Annotated in this window: 16 protein-coding genes; 7 read left to right on the forward strand and 9 right to left on the reverse strand. The window is 75.0% G+C overall.

Annotation, left to right across the window (positions count from 1 at the left end):
- Positions 1–78 precede the first annotated feature (78 nt).
- From BMW27_RS10720 to BMW27_RS10735, 4 genes are all read right to left on the reverse strand, one after another.
- On the reverse strand, positions 79–894 hold the full coding sequence (locus BMW27_RS10720) for an ABC-2 transporter permease (RefSeq protein WP_091443610.1): 816 nt from the start codon (positions 892–894) through the stop codon (positions 79–81).
- Positions 891–1,796 (reverse strand): ABC transporter ATP-binding protein, encoded by a 906-nt coding sequence (locus BMW27_RS10725; RefSeq protein ID WP_091443614.1) that lies wholly within the window; start codon positions 1,794–1,796, stop codon positions 891–893. The genes BMW27_RS10720 and BMW27_RS10725 overlap by 4 nt, the downstream gene beginning before the upstream one ends.
- A 165-nt stretch (positions 1,797–1,961) precedes the next feature.
- On the reverse strand, positions 1,962–3,041 hold the full coding sequence (locus tag BMW27_RS10730; RefSeq protein WP_091443617.1) for an NAD(P)-binding domain-containing protein: 1,080 nt from the start codon (positions 3,039–3,041) through the stop codon (positions 1,962–1,964).
- 39 nt (positions 3,042–3,080) lie between these two features.
- A complete protein-coding gene (locus BMW27_RS10735; RefSeq protein ID WP_091443619.1) occupies positions 3,081–3,428 on the reverse strand; it encodes a hypothetical protein in 348 nt (115 codons plus the stop codon).
- A 576-nt stretch (positions 3,429–4,004) separates the two neighbouring features.
- Here BMW27_RS10735 and BMW27_RS10740 point away from each other — a divergent pair.
- The 3 genes from BMW27_RS10740 to BMW27_RS10750 all read left to right on the forward strand — a co-directional run bounded on the left by BMW27_RS10740 (position 4,005) and on the right by BMW27_RS10750 (position 6,926).
- Complete coding sequence (locus tag BMW27_RS10740; protein ID WP_139206872.1) at positions 4,005–4,628, forward strand: TetR/AcrR family transcriptional regulator; 624 nt, start codon at positions 4,005–4,007, stop codon at positions 4,626–4,628.
- Positions 4,629–4,690: 62 nt separating this feature from the next.
- Positions 4,691–5,077 (forward strand): DUF6394 family protein, encoded by a 387-nt coding sequence (locus BMW27_RS10745; protein ID WP_091443623.1) that lies wholly within the window; start codon positions 4,691–4,693, stop codon positions 5,075–5,077.
- Positions 5,078–5,090: 13 nt separating this feature from the next.
- A complete protein-coding gene (locus BMW27_RS10750) occupies positions 5,091–6,926 on the forward strand; it encodes a potassium channel family protein (RefSeq protein WP_091443626.1) in 1,836 nt (611 codons plus the stop codon).
- Between the two features lie 35 nt (positions 6,927–6,961).
- Here BMW27_RS10750 and BMW27_RS10755 read toward each other — a convergent pair whose 3' ends face one another.
- Entirely contained in the window at positions 6,962–8,152 is a 1,191-nt protein-coding gene (locus BMW27_RS10755) for a serine hydrolase domain-containing protein (RefSeq protein WP_091444252.1), read from the reverse strand.
- A gap of 301 nt (positions 8,153–8,453) precedes the next feature.
- Between BMW27_RS10755 and BMW27_RS10760 the strand changes: the two genes are divergently transcribed.
- Together BMW27_RS10760 and BMW27_RS10765 are read left to right on the forward strand one after the other, a co-directional pair.
- Positions 8,454–8,636 carry a hypothetical protein gene (locus tag BMW27_RS10760; RefSeq protein ID WP_139206873.1) on the forward strand — a complete coding sequence of 61 codons (183 nt, stop codon included), beginning with the start codon at positions 8,454–8,456 and terminating at the stop codon, positions 8,634–8,636.
- Positions 8,633–9,349 (forward strand): hypothetical protein, encoded by a 717-nt coding sequence (locus BMW27_RS10765; RefSeq protein WP_091443629.1) that lies wholly within the window; start codon positions 8,633–8,635, stop codon positions 9,347–9,349. The genes BMW27_RS10760 and BMW27_RS10765 overlap by 4 nt, the downstream gene beginning before the upstream one ends.
- Here the strand turns inward: BMW27_RS10765 and BMW27_RS10770 are convergent.
- The 3 genes from BMW27_RS10770 to BMW27_RS10780 form a co-directional block, all read right to left on the reverse strand.
- Positions 9,334–9,744, reverse strand: coding sequence for a VOC family protein (locus tag BMW27_RS10770; protein ID WP_091443631.1), 411 nt, complete (start codon positions 9,742–9,744; stop codon positions 9,334–9,336). The two genes, BMW27_RS10765 and BMW27_RS10770, sit on opposite strands and share 16 nt — an antisense overlap.
- Positions 9,741–10,568 carry an AraC family transcriptional regulator gene (locus BMW27_RS10775; protein ID WP_217638117.1) on the reverse strand — a complete coding sequence of 276 codons (828 nt, stop codon included), beginning with the start codon at positions 10,566–10,568 and terminating at the stop codon, positions 9,741–9,743. The genes BMW27_RS10770 and BMW27_RS10775 overlap by 4 nt, the downstream gene beginning before the upstream one ends.
- Before the next feature lie 717 nt (positions 10,569–11,285).
- Positions 11,286–11,834, reverse strand: coding sequence for a ComF family protein (locus tag BMW27_RS10780; RefSeq protein WP_091443633.1), 549 nt, complete (start codon positions 11,832–11,834; stop codon positions 11,286–11,288).
- A 433-nt stretch (positions 11,835–12,267) separates the two neighbouring features.
- On the opposite strand from BMW27_RS10780, the gene BMW27_RS10785 reads away from it, so the two are divergent.
- Together BMW27_RS10785 and BMW27_RS10790 are read left to right on the forward strand one after the other, a co-directional pair.
- The gene (locus BMW27_RS10785; RefSeq protein WP_091443635.1) at positions 12,268–12,978 is read left to right on the forward strand and encodes a histidine phosphatase family protein; all 711 of its coding nucleotides are present in this window, start codon (positions 12,268–12,270) and stop codon (positions 12,976–12,978) included.
- A 429-nt stretch (positions 12,979–13,407) separates the two neighbouring features.
- Positions 13,408–14,523, forward strand: a complete 1,116-nt coding sequence (locus tag BMW27_RS10790) for a site-specific integrase (RefSeq protein WP_091443637.1) — start codon at positions 13,408–13,410, stop codon at positions 14,521–14,523.
- Positions 14,524–14,560: 37 nt separating this feature from the next.
- Here BMW27_RS10790 and BMW27_RS10795 read toward each other — a convergent pair whose 3' ends face one another.
- Entirely contained in the window at positions 14,561–14,794 is a 234-nt protein-coding gene (locus tag BMW27_RS10795; RefSeq protein ID WP_091443639.1) for a helix-turn-helix transcriptional regulator, read from the reverse strand.
- Positions 14,795–15,094: the final 300 nt, after the last annotated feature.

Raw genomic sequence — 15,094 nt, forward strand, 5'->3', positions numbered from 1 at the left:
TGGGGTCGTTGCCGACCGCGACAGCGTGTCCGACCGTGTCGCCTGCAACGACCCCATGATCGACAGCGGTCTCGGGCGTCACGCGTCGCGGCGGGTGAACACCGCAGCGGCGACCGCCAGGACGACGGCGACCTCGGCGACGAACACCGCGAAGCCCACCCAGGGGTCCAGCAGCAGCGGGTTGAACGACTCCGGCGTCGCGACGGCCGACCCGGCGTTGCCCGGCATCAGCTTGGTCGCCCACTCGCCCCAGGCGCCGGGCAGCACCATCACCAGGTTGCCGACGACGAAGACCAGGCCCAGCACGATCGCCAGCGCGGCCGCGGTGTGCCGGACCAGCAGGCCGACGGCGGCGGCGAACAGCCCGAGCCCGGCCATGTACAGGCCGCTGCCCACCATCGACCGCAGCACCCCGTCGTCGGTCAGTGCCAGGCCGATGCCCTCGCGGTCGAGGAACCAGTTGCCGCCGAGGTAGCCGGCCAGCGCGGTCAGCGTGCCGGCGACGAACAGCGTGGAGGCGAGCACCGCGGCCTTCGCCGCGAGCACCGCACCCCGCCGCGGGGTGGCCGCCAGCGTCGCGCGGATCATCCCGGTGCCGTACTCGCCGGTGACCACCAGGGCCCCCAGGACGACGGCGGTGACCTGCGCGAAGACCACGCCCCAGGTGGCGAAGGCGCCGACCGGCTCGCCGACGTCCCCGCGGGCCAGGGCCTCGGCGCTGAGCGCGCACACCAGGGTGGTGAGGCCGGCGCCCAAGAGGAACATCGCCGCGAGCGACCAGGGGGTCGAGCGGACGGTCCAGAACTTGACCCACTCGGCCCGCAGCGTCGCGCCGGGGCCGGGCGCCGCCGGGGCCTCGACGCGGGTCCAGGCGTGCGTGCCCACGGCGCTCATCGGGAGGCTCCCGCGTACTCGACGCTGTCGGCGGTCAGCGTCATGAAGGCGTCCTCGAGGGAGGAGCGCACCAGGGTCAGCTCGTGCAGCAGCAGGCCGGACCGGCCGACCAGTTCACCCACGCCGGCCGGGTCCAGGCCGCGCACGCGCAGCTCCCCGCCGTGCGCGGCGACGTCCAGGCCCTGGTGGCGCAGCAGGGTGGCCACCTCGTCGTGCTGCGGGCTGCGGACCCGCACGTGGGAGGCGGCGTGCTGGGCGACGAACTCCGCGGTGGGGCAGTCGGCCAGCACCCGTCCGCGGCCGATGACCACGAGGTGGTCGGCGGTCAGCGCCATCTCCGACATCAGGTGGCTGGAGACGAACACGGTGCGGCCCTCGGTGGCGAGGTCCCGGGCCAGGGTGCGCACCCAGCGGATGCCCTCGGGGTCCAGCCCGTTGACCGGCTCGTCGAGGACGACGACCGGCGGGTCGCCGATCAGCGCGGCCGCGATGCCCAGCCGCTGGCCCATGCCGAGGGAGAACCGGCCGACCCGCTGGTCGGCGACCGCGGTGATCCCGACCAGGTCGAGCACCTCGTCGACGCGGGCCCGCGGGATGCCGTTGCTGGCCGCCAGCCAGCGCAGGTGGTCGCGCGCCGAGCGGCCCGGGTGCAGGGCGCGGGCCTCGAGCAGCGCACCCACCTCGCGCAGCGGGGCGGGGTGGTCGGCGTAGCGGCGGCCGTTGACGGTGACGCTGCCCGAGGTGGGCCGGTCCAGCCCGAGCACCATCCGCATCGTCGTGGACTTCCCCGCGCCGTTGGGCCCGAGGAAGCCGGTCACCCGGCCGGGCTCGACGGTGAAGCTGACGCCGTCGACGGCGGTGCGATCGCCGTAGGTCTTGGTGAGCCGGTGCGCGGTGATCATGCGATCACCGGGTCCGGCGGGGTCGAGGAGGTCATGGCGTCGAGGCTCGCGGCCGCCGGCGCCCGCAGGTATCCGGGAACCCCCTGGACCGACCCTGATCGACCCCCGAGCGGCCTCCTCCAGGGCGTCACCGAGCGTGCGAGGGGACCCTGGAGGGGACCTTCATCAGGCAGCCGAACGGGGCAGCGCCGTGTCCGGGTGCAGCAGCCGGCGCAGCGCCACCGCGGCCTCGCGGCCGGCCCGGTTGGCGCCCACCGTGCTCGCCGAGGGGCCGTAGCCGACCAGGTGCACCCGCGGTTCCCCGGCCACGTGCGTGCCCTCCATCCGGATGCCGCCGCCCGGCCCGCGCAGGCCCAGCGGCGCCAGGTGGCCCAGCGCCGCACGGAAGCCGGTGGCCCACAGGACGGCGTCGGCGCGGACGGACCGGCCGTCGTCCCACGCGACGCCGTCGGGGGTGAGGCGGTCGAACACCGGCAGCCGGTCGAGGACGCCACGGGCGCGCGCGTCCCGCACCCAGGGGGTGACGACCAGCCCGGTGACGCCGACCACGCTGCCCGGGGACCGGCCCTCGCGGACGGCGTCCTCCACCAGCGCCACCGCCGCGCGACCCTCGTCCGGTCCGAACGGCTCCTCGCGCCAGACCGGCGGGCGCCGGGTCACCCAGGTCGTGTCGGCGACCTCGGAGACCTCCCCGAGCAACTGCACCGCCGAGGCGCCGCCGCCCACCACGACCACCGACTGCCCGGCGAACTCCGCGGCACCCCGGTAGTCGACCGGGGTCAGCTGGCGGCCCCGGAAGAGCTCCTGCCCGGGGTAGCGGGGCACGAACGGCCGGGTCCAGGTGCCGGTGGCGTTGACGACGGCAGCGGCGGTCCAGTCACCGTCCGAGGTCTCGACGCGGAACCGGCCGTCGCGGGTCCGCCGGACCGCGCGCACCCGGACCGGGCGGTGCACCGGCAGCTCGAAGTGCCGCTCGTAGTCGGCGAAGTAGGCGGGGACCGCCGCTGCCGCGGGGACGTCGTCCCCCGCGGCCGGGAACGGCAGGCCGGGCAGGTCGTGCACGTGGTGGGTGCGGGCCAGCGTCAGCGACGGCCAGCGGTGCTGCCACGCGCCGCCGGCACGGGTCTCGCCGTCGAGGACGGCGAAACCCGTGCCGGGCGCGAACCCCTGCCGCGCCAGGTGGTGCGCGGCGCTCAGCCCGGCCTGCCCGGCGCCGATGACGACGACCTCGACGTCCCTGCTCACGTCCGGACAACCGCGGCGCGGCGTCCGGCCTTCCGCGGGCTACCCGGTGGGGGTGAGGGTCAGCCGGCCGAGCGCCTCCCCGGTGAGCACGACGGTGTCGTACGGGTCGGAGCCGAACCGGACGGTGACCGCGCCGGGGCGGGCCTCCACGAGGACGGTGGGCCGCCACTCCGCGTCGTCCGCCGGCCGGTACCACCAGCGCTCGGCCAGCAGCGGCAGACCGGACCGCCGCAGGAACGCCGCCGCCTCCGCCCGGTCCGGGAAGGCGCGCAGGGCGGAGCCGAAGACGGCGTGCGCCACCCACACGTCGGCGCCGCCGCGCCGGTCGACGCCGAGGTGCCCGACCAGTTCGCCGTCGTCCTCGCGGAGGACCCGCTCCAGCTCCACGAGTCGACGGTAGGGACGGCGGCAACCGGATTGCCGCATCTTGCGGGTTCCTTGCGGTTCCCCGGCGGGTGCGCTGCGGATGGGCCAGCAGAGTCCTCCCCGTGCCTGAGACGGACGGCGGGGAGGAGAGACCGGAACCGCCCGGGCACCCGGCGCGACGGCGTCGCGCGATGAGCCGGCCCTGCGGGGCCTGGTGGACAGCCGGCGTCTCCATCGCACGGGGGGACGGAGCCGCCGGCCGGTTCGACCGGCGGCGTCGGGGGGGACGACGCCGCCGGGCACGACGACCGGCACCGCCGTGGGGGACGGCGGCGCCGGCCGGAGGGGGACGACCGGGGCACCGGGGGGAACGGTGCGACGGTCGGCCGGGGACGCCGAGGGGGATCGGCAGCACCGGCTGCCTGAGGACCGGCGCGACCGTGGGGGACGGGAGCGCCGGTGCAGGGGGAGGACGGGGCCGGTCGCGGGGAACCGCGGCCGGCCCCGCCGCGTCGTCCGGGCGTGCAGCGCTCGTGACTCCCGCGCCGGCGGCGCCTCCGTCCTGCACCGTCTCGGAACACGGGTTACGTTCGCTCGGTGACGCAGTGTGACGAGATGGTCCGGACGGTCCACCCCACCCGCACCCGGGCGGGCGGACGGCGGTTGGACCCGTCCCGCGACGCGGCGATCGCGGCGGCGGTGCTGGAGGTGCTCGGCCGCAACGGTTACGCCGGCCTGACCATGGACGCCGTCGCCCTGGCGGCCGGGGTCGGCAAGGCGACGATCTACCGGCGCTGGTCGAGCAAGGCCGAGCTGCTGCTCAGCGTGGTGGACGTCGTGGGCGCCCCGGTGCTGGAGGTCCCGGACACCGGGGGCCTGCGCGGCGACCTGGTCACCCTCCTGAGCGAGGTCGTGGAGCTCTTCGGCGGCCCCTCCGGGCGGGCGCTGCGCAGCCTGTTCGGCGCCGTCGTCGACGATCCGGTGCTGCAGGAGGGCTGCCGTCGCCTGCCGCTGGCCGACTGGGACGCGGTCTGGGAGGCCGTGCTGGCCCGGGCGGTCGAGCGCGGCGAGGTCCCCCCGGGCGCGGGGGAGTCGGTCGCGCCGGAGGTCGGTCCCGCGGTGCTCGGGCTGCGCTGGCTGGTCACCGGGCGCCCGCTCGACGGCGCCGTCGTCACCGAGCTGGTCGACCGGGTGGTGCTGCCGCTGCTCCGCCGCCGGTAGCGCTCCAGGGCCGGGACGGGGATGCTCACCTCCTCGCCGCACCGGCGTCGGAGGGAGACCGCGTGAACCTGGAGAAGGTCGTCTTCGGGTTCTTCGTCCTGCTCGCCGCCACGCTGAACTTCGGGTTCTTCATCGGTGACATCGACCGGGCCGAGCTGCACAACCCCTTCGAGCTGTTCGCCGCGGTGGTCGTCAACCTCATCGCGACCGTGCTGAAGTTCGGCGACCGCACCCAGATCGGTGCGATCCACCTGGCGACCAGCCTCGTGGCCAGCCTCCAGCTGGTCGGGGCCGCGCTGTTGTACGGCTACGCCGAGTACGTCTCGTCAGCGGGCATGACCGAGGGGTGGACGGCGAGCGTCGTGTCGCTGTCCGGTGGCGCGCTGATGGCCAACATCGTCTCCGTCGTGCTGCTGGTGATCGAGACCGTGTCCTTCCACCGCGGGTGAGCCGGAGGCCGTCGTGGGCAATCCGCTGCTGACGTTCTGGGCGCGCCACCGCCAGCGCGAGGACGAGGAGCGGCGGGCCCGTCGCGCCCGGCTCCTGGCGGCCGCCGCATCGGCCAACCGGGCCTCCGAGACGATCTTCCTGATCCTGCGGCGGATGCGGGCGCCGCTCATCGTCCTCATCGCCATCTTCGGGATCAGCGTGCTGGGCCTGACCCTCATCCCCGGTCAGGACGCCGAGGGCCGGCCCTGGGACATGGGCTTCTTCGACGCCATCTACGTCATGAGCTACACGGCGACCACGATCGGCTTCGGGGAGATCCCGTACCCGTTCACCTACAACCAGCGGATGTGGGTGACCATCTCGATCTACCTCACGGTGGTCGGCTGGGCCTACGCGATCGGCTCGCTGCTCGGCCTGCTGCAGGACCGGGCGTTCCGCTCGGCGCTCGCGCTGCAGCGCTTCACCCGCAAGGTGGCCCGGCTGTCCGAGCCGTTCGTGCTCATCGCCGGCTACGGCCGTGCCGGCGAGCTGCTCGGGCACTCGATGGACGCGCTGGGCCGCCGGGTCGTCGTCCTGGACCGGAACGACGAGCGGATCGACGGGCTGGAGCTCGAGTCGTACCACGGAGACGTCCCGGGTCTGGCCGCCGACGCCCGGGACCCCGGGCACCTCGGGGTCGCGGGCCTGGACCACCCGTGCTGCGAGGCGGTCGTGGCGCTCACCGACGACGACGAGGCCAACCTCGCCGTCGTCATGACCACCGCGCTGCTACGCCCCGACGTCCCGGTCATCGCCCGCGCGACCACGCGCGTCATGGCCGACCGGATGCGGGTCTTCGGCTCGCCCAGCGTGGTCAACCCCTTCGACCTGTTCGGCGACCACGTGCAGCTGGCGCTGCGGGCACCGGCGTCCTACCAGCTGCTGACCTGGCTGGAGAGCGGTCCGGGGGCCGCCCTGCCGCGGCGGGCCTCACCGCCGCGCGGCGGTCGTTGGGTGGTGTGCGGCTACGGCCGGCTCGGCCGTGAGCTGACCGGGGACCTGCGCGCCGAGGGCATCGACGTGACCGTCATCGACCCGAGCCCGCACGACGACGAGGACGACGTCGTCGTGGCCGGCGGCTACGAGCCCGCCGTGCTGGCGGCGGTGGGGCTCGAAGAGGCCGTGGGCTTCGTCGCCGGGACCGACAACGACATCACCAACCTCTCGCTGGTGGAGACCGCCCGCCGGACCAACCCCACGCTGTTCGTCGCCGCCCGTCAGAACCGGCCGTCGAGCGCGCCGCTGTTCGCCGCGATGGAGCTCGACGCGCTCCTCGTCCCGACCGAGGAGGTCGCGCACGAGGTGTACGCGCAGCTGTCGACACCGCTGCTGTGGCGCTTCCTCCGGGCGATGCCGGCGCTCGGGGACGACTGGGCCGCGGACCTGGTCGACCGGCTCACCGACCTGTGCGGGCAGCACCTCCAGGCGCTGTGGAAGGTGCGGCTCACCGACCGGGAGGCCCCGGCGCTGACGCCCTGGCTGGCCGCCGGGGAAGCGCGGCTGCGTGACCTGATGCGCAACCCGGAGGACCGCGACGAGTGCCTGCACGCGGTCCCGCTCCTCCTGCTGCGCGGCGAGGACGCCACGCTGGCGCCGGACCCCGACTTCGTCCTGGCACCCGGGGACGAGCTGCTCCTCGCCGGCTGGCCGGCCGCCCGCCGGGCGCTGGAGGTCACCCTCGTCGTCGACGCGGTCCGCGAGTACGTGGTGACCGGCCGCCGGGTGCCGTCGAGCTGGCTGTGGCGCAAGCTCAGCGGCGCACCCCCGGCGAGCGAGGGGACCCGGCCGACCGCGCCGACGCCGTCCTGACGCAGCGGCTCCGGGGATCAGCCGGGCTCCAGGGGTCAGAGCCAGAAGACGTGGCCGGGGCTGACGACCTCGGTGATCGCGGTGCCGAACGCCGACGACGACTGGGCCACGTCCCCGCTGAGCGGTGGCGCGTCGGAGTTCAGCAGCACCACCAGGCTGGTCTCCTGCTCCGGCAGGTACACGGTGAGGCTCTGGTACCCGGGCAGCGAGCCGTTGTGCCCGATCCAGCCCGAGACGACGAAGAGACCCAGTCCGTAGCCGACCCCGGGGGCACCTCCCGGGGGTGCGGCCGTCTCCAGGCGCTGGGCCTGCGTCCCCGGCTCGAGCAGGGTGCCGGTGGCCAGCGCGTGCGCCCACGTGTGCAGGTCGTCCAGGGTCGAGGTCATCGCCCCGGCCGCCCACCCCCAGGAGGGGTTGAAGTCGGTGGCGACGATCTCGGTCCCGTCGTAGACCGTGTAGCCCTCGGCGTGCGGCTCGGGGAAGGAGTTGTCGGTCGGGAAGGCCGTGTCGTCGAGGGCGAGCGGTTCGAACACGTGCTCGTCGAGGTACTCGTGCAGGGGCTGCCCGCTGACCTCCTCGACGACCAGTCCGAGCAGGATCGTGTTGGTGTTGCTGTACTCCCAGCCCTCACCCGGCGGGAAGTCCAGCGGGTGGGCGAAGGAGTAGCCCAGCAGTTCCTGCGGGGTGAAGCTCCGGTACGGGTCGCTCACGAGCGCCTGGAGGAAGTCCTCGTCGGCACTGTAGTTGAACAGGCCGCTCTGCATCCGCGCGAGCTGGCGCAGCGTGATCCGGTCGCCCTCCGGCACCCCCGCCACGTACTCGCCGATCGGGTCGTCCAGGCCCACCGCGCCGTCGTCGACGAGCTGGAGCAGTGCGGTGACCGTGAAGGTCTTGGTCTCGCTGCCGATGCGGCTGTGGAAGTCCGTGCGCATGGGCTCCCCGGTGGCCTTGTCGGCGACCCCGAAGGCCGCCTCGTACCGGCAGTCCGGCCCCGACACCCCGACGATCACCCCCGGGACGCCCGTCCGCTCCAGCGTCGCGGTGACCACCTCGTCGAGCCGCGCGACGACGCCGCTGTCGCAGCGGACGCCGGCGCCCACGTCCACCGCCGGCTCCGCCCAGGCCGTGCCGCCCAGGGAAGCGAGGACCAGGACGCCGGCGGCGAGCCCCGCCGTGAGCGCGCGGCGCCACCGCGGGCGAGGAGCGGGACCGGTTGCTGCGACCATGACGGCCTCCACCCTCGTGGCTCGACTGGCGGCGACCCTGGGGCAGACCCTCACGGGCGGTCAAGGAGGCCCTGCGGTGGGCACGGTCCGCCCCGCGTGTCCCGACGTCCCGTGGCGGGCCGGGCCACGACGCGCTCGGTCCGGAGCTGCCGGACGCCCGCCCCCACCCGGCGAGGGAGGCCTTACCCGGCGGGCCGGCGGGTGCTTCACTGCAGTGTCAGCGGGCCGGCTCGGCGAGCGCGTCCCGGGCGCCGCGCCGGCGACCGGCCCGGGGCCCCGTGGCACGGGCGAGGAGCCGCAGATGCACACGCCGAGCGCACCGCCGACACCCCGGACCGTCCCGGCAGCCCGGCCCTGCGTGGCCGGCGACATCGGCCCCGAGCGCCGGGAGATCGAGTTCGAGCCCGTCGCCGACCCGGCGCCGGCCGCGCCGAGCCCGGCGCCCGAACCGGCACCGCCTGCACCGGTGCCCGCACCGGCGTGACCCTGCCGGTCGACCCCGCCGCGGACCCGCCCGCCCTGGTCGCGGGGGAGCTGCGGGGCTACCGCCGCTTCCGCCTGGCCGAGGACGGCCTGCGCCCGCCGGTGCACGTCGCCGCGGGCCCCTGGAGCTGGCCGGTCGAGCAGGCCCGCTGCGCGGTCGACGACGGGCACTCGCCGCCCGCGCGCGGGTGCGGCTGCGGCCTCTACGGCTGGTACCACCCCAGCTCCACCGGCCTGGGGACCGGCTGGGGGGACGTGACCGCGGTGGTCGCCGCCCGCGGCCGGATCGTCCTCGGCGAGTCCGGCTTCCGCGCCGCCGCGGCGCGCGTCCAGGCCGTCACCCTGCCCCGCCGGGCCAGTATCTCCCCGCGCCGTCGTCGCCGGTGCGAGCGGGTGCTGGCCGAGCGGTACCCCGGCGTGCTGGTCTACCGGTCGCGGCGGCGGATGCTGCGCCGGCACCCGCCCGAGGACCTGTCGGCCCTGGGCATCACCGTCCGCCCCAGCACGGCGCCGCGGTACCGCTGGACCGCCCTGGTCGTGTGGCTGAGCGGCGTCCTGGCGCTGTGCTCGGTGGCGGTGGTCCCGCGCCCGGTGCTCGTCGGCATCGCCCCGGCCGGCTGGCTCGCCGCGCTCGCCGGCTTCGTCCTGTGGCAGGCCGCTCTGGTCTGGCTGGTGGTCCGGGCCTCGCCGCCGCCGGGTCAGGCGCCGCGGTAGGTGCCCATCGTCCAGAGGTTGCCGTCGGGGTCGCGGACGCCGAACTCGTGGGAGCCGTAGTCGGTGTCGTGCAGTTCCTGCAGGACCTCGACCTCGGCGGTGCCCCGGACGCGCTCCCAGGCGGCGTCGACGGTGGCCGGCTCCGCCGCGACGACGTAGACGCCCTGCGGTCCGAGGGCGCCCCAGTCGCCGGGCTTGCCGCGGCTGCCGAACATGACGCCGCCGCCGTCCGGCCAGCGGGCCTCGGCGTGCACGACGGTGCCGTCCTCGTCGCGGTGACAGGCGGTGACGGTGAAGCCGAGCCCCTCGGTGAGGAAGCGGATCCCGGCGTCGACGTCGGTGAAGCCGACGCTCGGCCAGACGGTGGGCGCGGGGGTGGTGGTCTGAGAAGTCATGCCGGAGAGGGTGCCGCCTCGGCCGGGGCGCTGTCTTGGACGAACGGGAGCTCCTCGCGCAGCCAGGTCCCCACGCTGCACCCGGCGAGGGCCCGCCACTCCCGGGCCAGGTGCGGCTGGTCGGCGTAGCCGCACCGGGCGGCGACCTCGGCCAGCGGCGGACGACGCGGGTCGAGCAGCAGCCGGCGGGTCGCCTCGAACCGGGCGATCCGGGCTGCCTGCTTGGGTGTCAGCCCGGTGGCCAGCCGGAACCGCTCGCTCAGGTGCCGCCGGCTCCACCCGACGTGCGCGGCCAGGTCCTCGACCCGGCAGCGGCCGGCGCTGCCGTGCACCAGCCGCCAGGCCTCGCGGACCTCGGGCGGTACGGGCGCGAGGTCGCCGCAGAGCCGGTCGAGCAGTGCGGCGTCGAGCCGGGCGAACCGCTCCGCCCAGCCGTCGGCGGCCGCCAGGTCGTCGACGACCCGGTCCGCCGCCCGGCCGAGGACGTCGACCAGGTCGACGGTGCGCTCGGCGAGCTCGGCGGCGGGCAGCCCGAGGAGGGCGCTCGCGGCCAGCGGGGTGAGGGCGTACTGGACGCCGTCCTGGGGACGGGTGGCGTCGATCAGCGCCGCCCGGGTGTGCAGGCCGCCGACCACCGCGTGCGCCGCGACCGCGGAACCCGGTCCGCTGACCCGCAGTGGTGCCGCCAGTTCCACGACCAGCGTGAGGTGGCGGGACGGCAGCCCGCGGTGCAGGCCCGTCGGCAGGGCCGGCGCGCGGTAGCCGTGCGCCGCCGCGACGAACGGGCGCAGCGGGGCCGGGACGGCGTGGCCCACGAGGGACACGGGTCGGGCCTCCTCCCGCTCGCCGGCCGGCGGACGGCGCCATCCTGCCGTCCGCGCGGGCCGGCCGGGAGCCGCTCGGGCAGCGCGGAGACGGTCCCGGCGCTCACGGGGCCGGGGGCGTCGGAGAGCCGACCCGGCTGCGGAGCGCCATGAGCAGGGCCGGCCACCCCAGTGCCAGGCCTGCGCCGAGCAGGGCCCCGGTGACGGTGTCGCTGCCCAGTGCGCCCGCAGGTGGACCCGCGCGAGCGCCATCAGGCCGGCGAACACCACCGCCCGCACCTCCCACCGCCATCGGCTCGGTCCCGGCCGGGCGAGGACCAGCACCAGACCGACGGCGGTCACGGCACCGGCGACGGCGTGTCCGACGGGAACGCCGCGGCCGAGGTCTCGATCGGGCTGCCGGGCGGGCGGGCCCGGTCGTGGGCCGCCTCGACCCGGGCAGGGCCACCAGCAGGCCGAGGACAGCAGGAGGACGACGACCTCCACGACCGTCATGCCCCGGACCGAGGCCCAGACGTCGGACAGGCTGGTGGACTGCGGCAGGAACCACGCGAGGACGGCGACGACGAGGGCGACCGACAGCAGCGACCGCCTCGATGGCCCGGACGCCGTCCCGGTCGGAGTCCAGCCAGAACGCGCCGGAGCCGTTGCGGACCTCGACGCCGGACAGGCGCCACCCCAGCGGGACGAGCACCGGCGCTCGGCCGCAGCGCGGTGTCAGCCGCCCTTGCGGCGGGTCAGCACGAGGCCGGCCACCTCGGTGGCGCCGGCCGCCAGGAGGACGCGGGCCATCTCCCTCAGGGAGAAGCCCTCGGAGTAGACGTCGTCGAAGACCAGGACCCGCCGGCCGGCGATGCGGGCCGGCGCCGGGACGGACAGGGCGGCCCGCAGTTCGCCCTCGGCGATCTGCTGACGCGCTTGCGGGCTGATGCCGAGGAACCGGCCCGTCGGTCCGGACTTGGCGATGAGCCCGGGGGCGAAGGGCCAGTGGGGCCCCTCGTGCGCGGCCGCGTCGAGGACCAGCGAGAGGTAGTCCCACAGCCGCTGTGCGCGTGGCCCGACGTAGATGGCGCCGGTCGTGATGACGTCGTAGCGCTCGAAGTCCTCTCGATGGTCGTCGAGGAACCCGACGAGGATCCGCCCGAGGACGTCAGCCCACGAGCGGTCCTCGCCGTACTTGTAGCTCATGATCGCGTCCCACATCTCCTCCGGTCTGTCGCAGACGGTGTGGACGCGGGTGAAGAACGGGTCGTCGAGGGTGCACACCGTGTTCGGGCAGGGGGATGCCCCCTCCAGTGGCTGACCGCACAGAGCGCACGTCGGTGCGCTGACCACCGGGCTACCGGCGGTGGCACACGGGAAGCAGATCGCCGGGGTGCCCGACGTCCGGTACACGCACGCCGGGCACGCGGGGAAGCCGACGGGGGACGGCCCCCGTTCCTCCAGGTCAGCGGGCATCCCACACTCCCGGGCCGCTCGGCGAACAGGCTGGCGCTGCACCGTAGGGCATGGACAGTCCCTCGAGCACGTCGGCGCACGAGGGCGTCGGACGGCCGATCGACCGCTCCGGGCACGGAGGTGGCAGCCGCGACCCTCGTGCGAGGCCCCGAGCCGCGTTCTGCGCCACCCGCCGCAGGGGTGCACCGGACCGTGCGACACGCTGTCGCGGCGGCCGCGGCAGTTCGTGAGGGAGGACCTGGTGGCGACGGAGCTGTTCCTGGTGCGGCACGGCGAGGCCGTGGCCAACGTCGAGCCGGTGATCGGCGGCATGCGTGGGGACGCGGGCCTGACGCCGCGGGGGAGGGAGCAGGCCCGCCTGCTGCAGGAGCGGCTGTCGGACCGACGGGTGGACGCCGACCGACTCGTCTCCAGCACCCTTCCGCGGGCGCTGCAGACCGCCGAGTACGTCGCGCGCGGGCTCGGCCTGCCGGTGCTGCGGGACGACGGGCTGCACGAGCTGCGTCCTGGGGAGGCGGACGGGCTGACCGTGGAGCAGTGGCGGGCGAGGTACCGCGCCGGCGAGGAGACGCCGGGGACGTGGGACCCCTACCGGGTGTTCTCCCCGGGCGGCGAGAGCTGGGCGACGTTCCTGGCCCGCGCGTGCGGCGCGCTGTCCCGTCTCGTGGCACGGCACCGGGACGAGACGGTGGTCGCGGTGTGCCACGCGGGGGTCGTGGAGGCGTCGTTCGCGCTGGCGTTCGGCCTGGGGGCGAGCGGGAACCGAGTGGACTGCGCGCCGCTGAACACCAGCCTGACCCACTGGCGGCACCGGGTCACCCCCACCGGCGAGCCGGAGTGGACGCTGGTCTCGTTCAACGACGCCGACCACCTGGGGCTCGGCGCCGTGCCTGCCTCCCCGCCGCACGACGCCGTGCCGCTTCCCGGCGATGGTCGTGCCGCGGACGACTGAGGAGCGAGCGGCTGCCGCGCCCGAGTCGGAGCAGTGCTGCGGCTGCGGTGGCGCGTCGGGTCTCCGTGCTCCTGCCTCGACCTGTCCCGTCGGACCGGACCCGGTGGTGAGGTCCGGACCGGGGGCGGGCGTGTCCATCGAGCCTGACGTCGCAGGTCAGGAGGGGGAGTGGGTGCGCCATCAGGGACTCGAACCCCGAACCCGCTGATTAAGGGTCGTGTAAGTTGATCACTGATGGCTATTGATGACAGTCACCGAAGACCTGCAGCTCAGAAGCCATGTTCGTCGGTTCTTAGGGTTGGGGCTTGTTGGTCGGAGCTGGCCGATCCTGGCGAGTAAACGATGAGTAAAGCATGGCCCCGGCGAGTAAAGTGTGGCCTCGCCGGACGGTGCCGCCCCGGCGCGATCACGACTCCGAGCGGGGGCATCGTGGCCAGACCCCATCTGGAGCTCGGCACCCACGGCCGGGTCCGCGTCTACCCGGATCCGGCCGGGTACCGGGCGGTGTGTCTGTACCGGGACTGGGACGGGGCCACCCGCCAGGTGCAGCGGCAGGCCAAGACCAAGGGGGCGGCGGAGCGGGCCCTCGCCGTGGCGCTGCGAGATCGGGGACGTCCGGGAACGGGCTACGAGATCACCCCCGACACCAAGGTCGCCGACCTCGCGGCGAAGTGGTTCAGCCAGCTCGAGGGCAAGAGCCCGTCGACGATGCAGGCCTACCGTGACCGGCTCGATCGGCAGGTTCTCCCGGCACTGGGCAGCGTGCGGGTGCGTGAGCTCAGCGTCGGCTTGCTCGATCGTCACCTGGCGGCCGTGCGGGCGTCGCACGGTCCGGCGCTTGCGAAGATGACCAAGTCGGTGATCAGCGGCATGTGCGGCCTGGCCTGCCGCCATGACGCCCTGAAGGCCAACCCCTGCCGGGATGTGGCGCGCATCCCCAGCCAGACCCGGCGGGCGCCGCGGGCGCTGACCGCGGACGAGGTCAGGTCGGTGCGGGCATGGCTGAGCGAGGACGCGACGGCTCGCGAGCGGGACCTGCCGGACCTCGTGGCGTTCATGGTCGCCACCGGTCTCCGCATCGGCGAGGCCTGTGCAGTCAGCTGGCCGGACATGGACCTCGATGCCGGCACCGTCACGGTCACGGGGACGGTGCTGCGGGTCAAGGGTCAGGGCCTGGTCGTCAGCCGGCCGAAGTCGATGGCGGGGGAGCGGGTGCTGGAGCTCCCGAGCTGGTGTGTCGCGCTCCTGCGGCGGCGCGGGCCGTCGCGAGGACCGGTCTTCCCCGCGCCGCGCAGCCGCAAGCTGCGCGACCCGAACAACACCCGCCGGGCTCTTCGCGAGGCCTTTCACGCGATGGGGATGCCGGACGTCACCTCCCACGCCTTCCGCAAGACCGTCGCCACGCTCATGGACGAGGCAGGGCTGTCGGCCAGGAGCGCGGCCGACCAGCTCGGGCATGCCAAGCCGTCCGTCACGCAGGACGTCTACTACGGCCGCAGGAGGCGGGCCACCGGAGCAGCGCAGGTCCTCGAGCAATTGGGCTGAACGGGTCGCTCGTACATGGGCGATTGCACGCCGGGCATCACGTCCCGGTAGATGCGCCATGGTGGCGGCAGGCGTCGATCCAGGATTGGAGGTCGTCGCGGCGGTAGACGACGCGGCGGCCGAGCCGGAAGCTGTGCGGGCCGGTGCCCGAGTGCCGCCAGTACCGCAGCGTGGCGACGGGGGTGCGCAGCCGTAGGGCGGCTTCGGCGATGGTGAGCAGCTGGGGCGTGGGCTCGGCGGTGTGAGCGGGGCCGGGGGTGTGGTCGGTCATGGTCGTCTCCGAGGCTCGACGGGTCGGGGCGGCTGTCCACCCCTAGAAGGCGCCGTTTCGTGGCCGTTGCTGACAGCCCACAACCAACTTCTTCTGTCGACCTCCTGTTCTTCTCCTGTCCCTCCCCGCAGCGTCCGGTCCCGGGGGTGGGAGCGCCTGGGGTCTTCGCCTTGCGCCCGGGATCGGCGCCGGATTACGGCGTCGGGAAGGCTGGCTGCGACGGTGACCCGCCGGAGGTCGGAGGGTTCTTCAGTTGTCCTCCAGTTCTCCTGCAGTCCCGCTCATGTGGTCGACAGCGGC

Origin of the sequence: Geodermatophilus poikilotrophus, assembly GCF_900111455.1 — a bacterium.
Lineage (GTDB): Bacteria > Actinomycetota > Actinomycetes > Mycobacteriales > Geodermatophilaceae > Geodermatophilus > Geodermatophilus poikilotrophus.